General features: G+C 28.9%; 6 protein-coding genes. 3 read left to right on the top strand and 3 right to left on the bottom strand.

What is annotated here, in order from left to right:
• Positions 1 to 362: 362 nt before the first annotated feature.
• From CD129_RS09845 to CD129_RS09835, 3 genes are all read right to left on the bottom strand, one after another.
• Positions 363 to 2,930 (bottom strand): YfhO family protein, encoded by a 2,568-nt coding sequence (locus CD129_RS09845; RefSeq protein WP_115337539.1) that lies wholly within the window; start codon positions 2,928 to 2,930, stop codon positions 363 to 365.
• Between the two features lie 154 nt (positions 2,931 to 3,084).
• Complete coding sequence (locus CD129_RS09840; RefSeq protein WP_115337538.1) at positions 3,085 to 5,679, bottom strand: YfhO family protein; 2,595 nt, start codon at positions 5,677 to 5,679, stop codon at positions 3,085 to 3,087.
• Positions 5,680 to 5,704: 25 nt separating this feature from the next.
• Positions 5,705 to 6,634, bottom strand: a complete 930-nt coding sequence (locus tag CD129_RS09835) for a glycosyltransferase family 2 protein (protein WP_115337537.1) — start codon at positions 6,632 to 6,634, stop codon at positions 5,705 to 5,707.
• A 72-nt stretch (positions 6,635 to 6,706) separates the two neighbouring features.
• Here CD129_RS09835 and ylqF point away from each other — a divergent pair, with 72 nt between their 5' ends.
• The 3 genes from ylqF (at position 6,707) to sucC (ending at position 9,618) form a co-directional block, all read left to right on the top strand.
• On the top strand, positions 6,707 to 7,591 hold the full coding sequence (gene ylqF, locus CD129_RS09830) for a ribosome biogenesis GTPase YlqF (RefSeq protein ID WP_078356134.1): 885 nt from the start codon (positions 6,707 to 6,709) through the stop codon (positions 7,589 to 7,591).
• Entirely contained in the window at positions 7,572 to 8,363 is a 792-nt protein-coding gene (locus tag CD129_RS09825) for a ribonuclease HII (RefSeq protein ID WP_115337536.1), read from the top strand. The genes ylqF and CD129_RS09825 overlap by 20 nt, the downstream gene beginning before the upstream one ends.
• Before the next feature lie 88 nt (positions 8,364 to 8,451).
• A complete protein-coding gene (sucC, locus tag CD129_RS09820; protein ID WP_078356136.1) occupies positions 8,452 to 9,618 on the top strand; it encodes an ADP-forming succinate--CoA ligase subunit beta in 1,167 nt (388 codons plus the stop codon).
• The last annotated feature ends 2 nt before the right edge of the window (positions 9,619 to 9,620 follow it).

Raw genomic sequence — 9,620 nt, 5'->3', positions numbered from 1 at the left:
AAAAACCAAGCATATATATTTTGTTAATACCCTAGAAAAACCAATGGTTGATTACATCTAAAGATATTACACAAAATTATGGACTTGACTATTAAATCGGAAGTTAAGCGAAGAGTTCGGCTAAGTTGTAGATTAAGTCAGGAGTTAATCGAAGAGATCGACTAAGTTGTAGATTAAGTCAGTAGTTAATCGAAGAGATCGATCAAGTTGTAGATTAAGTCGGAAGTTAATCTAAGAGATTGACCAAGTTGTAGATTAAGTCGAAAGTTAATCGAAGACATCCTCAAAATCAACACCGCACAATGAAAGGCTGAGACAATTAATTTGTCTCAGCCTCTTCCAACGATTATTCATCTATGCTTTTATAATTTATACTTTTTTCTTAACCATACTAGCAATATCAGTCCTATCAACATTCCGCAAATACTCGTTTTGAAAAATGGTGTTTCATATGTTATTTTTACTTTTTTATCATTTTTATCGACTTTGATGTTAGACATTAAATAGTTCACTTTATTTATTTTAACTAGTTTTCCATCAATTGATGCTTTTAATCCTTTATTATAAATAATTGGCATAACGAGATTTCCTGAAGGATTTTTGTTTAAATCTATTTCATAATGTGTGTGTTTGTTATGAAATTTAATATTTTGAGATTGAGCATCTTTAGTAGCATTTTTTAATGTTGAATAATCTTCACCTTGTATGTTTTTTAAATTGAAATGATATGTTCCTTTTTTAAATTTTATATGAACGGTATTTGTTGATTTTATATTTGCTGTTGTAGTGTGATGTGGTCTAATATAACGAGAGTTTAATCTATATCTAAATATTTTATTTTCATTAGTTGAAATATAATAGTTCATATCTCTAGGTTTTATTATTTTAGCGTCCATCATTAAATATAATGTTTTATATTTTTCAGCAGTATTTTTTGGTAAATCAATCGTTAAGCCACCACCATTTTTATTTACAGTTAAACGTTTACCATTATAACTTGCGTTATTGTATGAAATGTTTGCTGATTTAAGTAAGTCATTAGGTGGTTTAATTTGTTTGTTTGATTTTTTATCATTTGTAATTATGCCGTTTAACATGGCATGTTCTTTTTCTAAAGGACTGTCTAAATGTGTGTCATTATAAATGTTATTAACAACTCTTGCGCTAGGCAATTTTTCTGTATTTTCATATATGTGGAAATACTCATCTTGGTCTTTAAAGGAGTCAATTCTTTTTGAAAGTGCTGGATAATGTAAATCATCTTTTGCTTTAATAGTATAATCAACATTAAATAAACTGTTTAAGTTAGTTCTTTCAGAAAAGCTAGCGTAATAACTATTACTATTTCTTGGCATACTGACTAATAAATCTTTTTCATAAAATTTAAGTATTTCTGCGTCGTAAATGCTACTATAAAGTTTAGTCCCATTAAAATTATAATACATTGCTGAATTGATAGAAAGTGGTCTTAACATATCAATACGTCTTAAATCATCAATTTGATTTTCTTTTAGTTTTTGAATTTTTGAGGATGTTTGTTGTGAATATATATTTGATTTACTGACAGTTTTAATATTTGGTGTATACTTTTTAATAACTTTATCTTGGTAGTTTTGTATAAGCGTAAATTGGTATGCAATAAGTACACAGCAAATAGCTATATTCAAATATTTAAACGGATGTTTTATTTTAAATAATAATAGAACGAGCATTATTGGTATGAAAATGAGCCAACTATAAAAAGATTGTTGCCAAAATGCTGAAATAGTAATGAATAAAATAGGTGGTACAGATGCTAAAAGAAATTGTTTTACTGTGATCATTTGGATATGTTGAACAAGCATTGCAGTAAGGCCAGCTGTAGATAGAGCTAATGCATAAACCCATCTTCTTTCAGGCATTGAAAAGCCGTTGAAAAACGAATCAAAATAAGGTGAAAATGATCCAATTAAAGATAAAATGGTGAATGTCGCTAATAATATAAAATAATATTTCTTATATAATGGTTTTAAAAATAAAGCTGTAATAGATAGGAATGAAATCGTAATATAAAATCCACCATATAGCATATTATATTGCTTTTTAAATGGAATAATTGCATCAACATGATTGTTAATCAAGCTTCTATCGTTATTGATATAAGATAAAACACCTTGTACAAAACCAAAATTGCCAATTAAAAAACCAATCGTAATACATAAAATGAGATACAATAATTTTTGTTTAACTGTCAAAATGTCTTCTTTATATTTAAAAATAATTCTATATATTGCATAACAAGCTAAAATAATAAATTCATAATATGTAAAGTAAAAATTAGACGTAATCGTTACCGCTACTGCAAGTGTAAGTATCGTAATTTTCTTTTGTCTAAAGAGTAGTTCAATACCTAATAAAGCGAGTGGTAGGTAGAACATAACATCGCTAAAGAACGACCAAGTGAATGTAAAATAATAATAAACTGTTGAGCAAGCGTAAAGTATGCTACCTATAAAGGCATAAATTTTACGTATGTTGTACTTTAAAAATAAGAAATAAGTTACAACTATGATACACGCACATTTAAAGATTGCTATGGCTATTTGATTTGCAATAACAATATAGACTAAGTGTTCGTAGTTTGCAAAAAATTGATATATTAATACAAAACAAATACTGATCCAAGCAAAAGGAGAAGTTGAATAATAATAACTTAAATTAGAAAAATAATCTCCACCAAGACCAAATCCAATGTCATAAAACATTGTAAATTGTTTAGCATGCTCTATTAGAAACATTTGAAAAGGTATCATTTGTTTTAAACCGTCGCCAACACTTGTATATAAATCACCAAAGTGTATAAATCTATAAATGGTTGGTATGTAATATAGGATTGAAATAATAACTGATAGAAGTAATATGTATAGGATGTGTTTAAATTTCTTTAACATAATTGGTACCTTTTATCCTTTTAATATGTTGTTGTATAATTAGTTAATTATTCCCAATTATATGGATTGTTAAACTTTAACAGTAATAAATTATTAATAAAGAAAAGAGGATGAGACTTTTAAATTGTCTCAACCTCTAAAATAATAAGTTGAATTATGGCTTTCGATTAACTTTTCTTGTGAATATTATGCTCAGTCCTATGAATAGGATTGAAATGATGATCATTGTTTTAAAATAGGGTGGCGTATATGACAATTCTATATGTTTATCTTGTTTATCGACATCAACAGCAGTCATAATATGGTTTACCTTTTGAACAGGTGTTTTCTCTCCATCAACTTTAGCTCTCATACCATTTCTATAAGGGATATTGATAACCGCCGTTCCTTTATGGTGTGCTTTTAAATGTATATCTATTTTGCCATTTTCTTCTAGATAAGTGTATTGTTTGCGCTTATCAGCTTGTTTCAATGCATTGTAATTCTCGCCATACAACCCTTGTAATTTTAAGTTATATTTGCCATTTGTTAATCCTATAAAAATTTTACCGTCTTTCGGTACTGGAATACGGTACAACAAATCATCTTGATTCATTCTATATTTAGAGTCTTCAAACAGACGATTATTTTCATAATCATTAATTTGAATTGTAAAATTGGATTGAGGTAATTTCCGTTCTAAATGCATCATTAAATACATGTCTTCGTACTTACTTGCTACTTTTTTAGGTATATTTATTGTTATACCATCACCGTTATTTGGAACTGTTAAAGTATTATTATTATAGTTAGCATCTCGTTCTGTAATTTTTGTTTGATTTAATAAATTTTGTGTCTTGTTTAATTGTGCATACTCTTTTGAAGAGTCAGAAGTAGCAACACCTTTAATCATGGCATGTTCTAAATCTAATGGATTACTTATCTGTTTCTTATCAAAATATTGATTTGTAACTTTAACAGCAGGTAACATTTCCTCATTTTCTAATATTTGATATTTGCCATCATCGCTTTTGATTTTAAAGTTTGCAGGTGTTTCTTTTTGATAACTCTTTTTCATAATGTATTTAGTAGACCATAAACTATATAGATTCGATCTGCCTTGCATATTGCTATAGCGACTTAAAGATTCGTCTTGTAAATTTACTTTTACATCGCTAAATAAATATTGATTTAATTGACCATCAAAAATACTTGAATATAAACTCATACCTTTAAAATGTTGGTACATCGGCGTATTATCTTGTGTTAATACTCTCCATCCAATTCTTTCATCATCATCAGTTTGATTTTTTAATTTCGATATATGCTTACGTTGAAGGCCACTATCAAATGTGCTTGCTTGTATATAAAAATCATTTGCTCTTCTTTCGTGGTCATCATGATAGATTTGATTTTTACTATGCTCTTTTGATACAAGAAAAGATAATAACAAAATCAACAATGCATAAATTATAATTGGTAGCTTACGTGTTACATTTAAAGTTAAAACAAGCAAACCACTAATGAATAAAATCGGAACCATCCATATCCATATGACATAATCTTTAGTTATGAAATAACTTGCAAATATAACAACAAAAGTTGGTAAAGTAGTTAAAATATAATGTTTAAGTGGAATTGTTTTAAAATAATAAACATAAAAACCAATTAAACCACTAGAGAAAAATGTTAATAAGTAATGCCATCTTTTTTGTGGAGCAGAAAAACCATTAAATACACTATCGACGTATGGTATAAAGCTAAAGACGATTAACATTATCGTAAATATACTGAATAGACGATAATAATAATGTTTATATAATTTAAATGTAAGTAATGCTTGTATCGTAATAAATAGTACAACGAATAAATAGTTGTCATAAAAAATATTGTCGTGCTTCGTAAAATCTGAAAGTAATGGTATTCTACCTTGATATACTTCTCTATTATTACCTATAAAACTATGAGCAGAATGGAAAAATACAAACAAACTACTACCTAAACCAAGAACACTGGCAATAATTAATAACGTTAATTGCTGGATTCTAGGAACAATATCATCTTTATGAGTGAATATAAATCGATATAAAAAGTAAATTAGTCCTGTTAATAACTGGTAGTATGCAAAGTAGAAATTATTAATAAAAGTAATTGCAACAACAATAATGACCAAACCTATTTTTTTATCTTTTAAAAATCTTTCAATACTTAGAATTAAAAGAGGTAAAAGCATAAATACATCGCTAAAAAATGGCCAGTAAACTGTAAATCTAAAATAAATAGGAGATACAGCAAATAAAAATGACACAACAATAGAGGATATGTGATTTAATCCAAGTTTTTTAAATAGTAGAAATGTAAAAGTCATGATTAAAAATGATTTTACGATAGATATAAATATTGCGTTTTGTGCCCAAAAAATCATTTGTTCAGTATTAAAATTAAAAATGAATGAGCCTAACCAAATCAAAATTACGTTTATTATAAATAAAATATTTGTAGAAAAATAATATGCAAAATCCATAAACATATCTCCACCGAGTCCTAAATCAGTTGAATAGAAGAATGAACCACTCGTCCAATGTTCATATAAATACATTTGAATAGGGAGCATTTGTTCAATGCCATCATTAGGACCTGTGAAGATAACACCATCTTTAAAATATCTGAAAAGCACATAACTATGACCTAATATTGCTAAAATAATGAATAGGAAAATATATTTAATTTTAACCTTGTTATTTATGTAATTTTTGAATTTGTTTACCATCTCATTCACCTATATCATTATTTAATTATTCATGTTTTTTTAAATTTGATTGTTCTATTATATATTTCGGTCTATCTTTTGTTTCGTAATATATACGACCAATATATTCTCCGATTACACCTAAACTAAATAATTGAAGTCCTCCTAAGAATAAAATAGCTGAAATTATTGTAAAATAACCAGGTTCTTCAATACCATGTAAGAGGATATTAATAAATGTTATAAAAATATATAACAGGCATATAAACATCGTAAAGCCACCGAAATAAAAGCATAATCGAAGCGGTTTGTTATTAAAACTAATTATGCCATCTATTGCATAATCTATTAATTTAAATATGGAAAATTTTGAATAACCATCATTTCTTTCTTGATGGTCAAAAGTTATTGTTGTCTTACTAAAACCAACCCACTCAAATATTCCTTTTGAAAACCTATTATATTCAGTCATTTTTAAAATTGAATTTGCAACTTCTTTCGATATTAAACGAAAGTCGCCTTCACCACTTTTTAATTTAACATCAATCATATATTGAGATAGTTTATAAAATACTTTAGCAGGAATTTTTTTAATAAATGATTCATTTTTACGATTTCTTAAAGCGACGACTTGGCTAAAGCCTTCTTCGTGTAATTGAATCAATTTTGGAATTATTTCAGGAGGATGCTGCAAATCAGAATCCATAATAATAATGGCATCTCCAATAGAATGCTCCATTCCACAATACATAGCTGACTCTTTTCCAAAGTTATTAGAGAAAGAAACATATTTAACTCGCGCATCTTTTTCGGATAAAGATTTCAAGACTTGAAGAGAGTGATCAGTAGATCCATCATTAATAAATATTAATTCAAATTGATGTGACAAATTTAAAAAGACGTTCGAGACTTTTTCATGTAAAATAGAGATGTTAGTTTCCTCATTATAAAGAGGAACTATAATTGATAAGAACATAACAAACCTCCTATATAGATATGGTAAATATATCATATTTCATAAGTTTAAGATAAGAAAGGATAAATATAAATGACAATTCAATGGTTCCCTGGCCATATGGCTAAAGCACGTAGAGAAGTAACTGAACAATTAAAGATGGTAGATGTAGTTTTTGAGCTTGTAGATGCTCGAATACCGTTATCTTCTAGAAATCCAATGATTGATGATATCGTTAAGCAAAAACCGAGAGTTGTAATACTCAATAAAAAAGATATGTCTAAACAAAGTGAAACAGATAAATGGATGCAATATTTCAAGAATCAAGGATTTTATCCAGTACAAATTGATTCTAAACATGGTAAACATTTAGGTGAGCTTATGAAGGCTGCACAAGCTGCAACTAAAGAGAAATTTGATAGAGAAAAGAGTAAAGGACTTCGCCCAAGAGCGATTAGAGCCATGATTGTAGGGATTCCTAATGTTGGAAAATCAACCCTTATTAATAAATTAGCCAAAAAATCTATTGCTAAAACTGGAAATACGCCAGGTGTAACAAAAAAACAACAATGGATTAAAGTTGGAAAAGAATTAGAACTATTAGATACACCAGGTATTTTATGGCCGAAGTTTGAAGACCAAACGATAGGAAAAAAACTTAGTTTAACTGGTGCTATAAAAGATAGCATCGTTCATTTAGACGAAGTTGCGATATATGGATTGAACTTCTTAATTGATAATGATCCTGAAAAGCTAAAACAATTTTATCAAATAGAATTAAATGAAGAAGATGAAGTTGTAGATTTATTCGATCAAATTGGTAGAAGAAGAGGTATGTTGAAACGAGGAAATGAAATAGATTATGAATCAGTAACAGAATTGATTATTAGAGACTTAAGAAATGCTAAAATAGGCAACTATTGCTTCGATATTTATGAAGAAATGAAGGATGGACTTTATGAAACAAAAGAGCATTAAAGATATTACATCTGAGATTAATCTTTATGAATCAATTGATGAAATAAAAGGATCGATTTATTACGAAGATGAAAGAAAAGGGGTTCAAACCGCTTTTAAAAAAAGATTAAAACAATTAGAAAAAATAGAAGATCTTAATCTGAAATATATTAAAATGAATCAATATGAGAATCAAATATTAGCTGATAAAGAAGAAGCACTGATATGTGGAATAGACGAAGTAGGTCGAGGTCCATTAGCTGGTCCTGTTGTAGCAAGTGCAGTCATTTTAGAACGAGGCCATCATTATTTAGGTATTACAGATTCTAAAGCATTATCACAAAGTAAAAGAGTGTTTTTTGAACAAGAAATTTATAATAAAGCATTATCAGTAGGTATTGGAATAGCTACAGTTGAAGAAATCGATCAATTAAACATATATGAAGCTACTAAAGTTGCTATGCAAAGAGCGATTGACCAATTGGATTACAAGCCAGACCATTTATTGATAGATGCTATGAAGCTAGATAATGGTATTCCCCAAACATCAATTATTAAAGGTGATTTGAATAGTGTTTCTATCTCTGCAGCAAGTGTAATTGCAAAAGAGTACCGAGATAGATTGATGGTAAAGTTGAATTCAGAATATCCAGGATATGATTTTGATAAAAATAAAGGTTATGGTACTAAAGCTCATTTAGAAGGTATTGAAAATTACGGAATAACGCCTATTCATAGGAAATCTTTTGAGCCAATCAAATCAAAAGTGAAATATTATTCTAACAATTCTTAAAAATAGACTCTCCTTGTTTACAATAACGCTTACATTTTCTATAATTGAGAAGTAAGCAAACATATTGTATGTAATAGGAGGATGGAGAATGAATATCCATGAGTATCAAGGTAAAGAGATTTTTCGCTCTATGGGCGTAGCTGTACCTAATGGTTCAGTGGCTTTTTCACCTGCTGAAGCAGTAGAAAAAGCAAAAGAATTAGATTCAAATGTTTATGTAGTTAAAGCACAAATCCATGCTGGTGGCCGTGGTAAAGCTGGCGGAGTTAAAATTGCTAAATCAATTGATGAAGTTCGTGAGTACGCTAAAGAATTATTAGGTAAAGTACTTGTTACACACCAAACAGGTCCAGAAGGCAAAGAAGTTAAACGTCTTTTAGTTGAAGAAGGATGCGATATTCAAAAAGAATATTACATTGGTTTTGTTATTGATAGAGCAACAGATAGAATTACTTTAATGGCTTCAGAAGAAGGCGGAACTGAAATTGAAGAAGTTGCAGCAGCAACTCCTGAAAAAATCTTCAAAGAAGTAATTGATCCTGTAACTGGATTAATGCCTTATCAAGCTAGAAGAATTGCATTTAATATTAACATCCCTAAAGAATCAGTGAATAAAGCTGTTAAATTAATGATGTCTTTATATAATGTGTTTGTAGAAAAAGACTGTTCAATTGTTGAAATTAACCCATTAGTTACAACTGGTGAAGGTGAAGTTTTAGCACTTGATGCAAAAGTAAACTTCGATGATAATGCTTTATTCAGACATAAAGATATCGTTGAAATGCGTGACTTAGAAGAAGAAGACGAGAAAGAAATCGAAGCTTCTAAATATGATTTATCATATATTGCTTTAGATGGAAATATTGGTTGTATGGTAAACGGAGCTGGTTTAGCTATGGCTACGATGGATACAATTAATCACTTCGGCGGTAATCCGGCTAACTTCCTTGACGTGGGGGGCGGCGCTACTAAAGAAAAAGTTACTGAAGCATTCAAAATCATTTTAGGTGATTCACAAGTAGAAGGTATATTTGTAAATATCTTCGGTGGAATTATGAAATGTGATGTTATTGCAGAAGGTATTGTAGCAGCTGTCAAAGAAGTTTCATTAGATATGCCTTTAGTTGTTAGACTAGAAGGTACTAATGTAGAACAAGGCAAACAAATCTTAAAAGAATCTGGTTTAGCAATCGAACCTGCATCAATCATGGCTGATGGTGCTCAAAAAATTGTTAAATTAGTTCAAGAACGATAAGA

The organism is Mammaliicoccus fleurettii (assembly GCF_003970575.1).
GTDB lineage: Bacteria > Bacillota > Bacilli > Staphylococcales > Staphylococcaceae > Mammaliicoccus > Mammaliicoccus fleurettii.
This window is presented reverse-complemented; position numbering and strand designations above follow the sequence as displayed.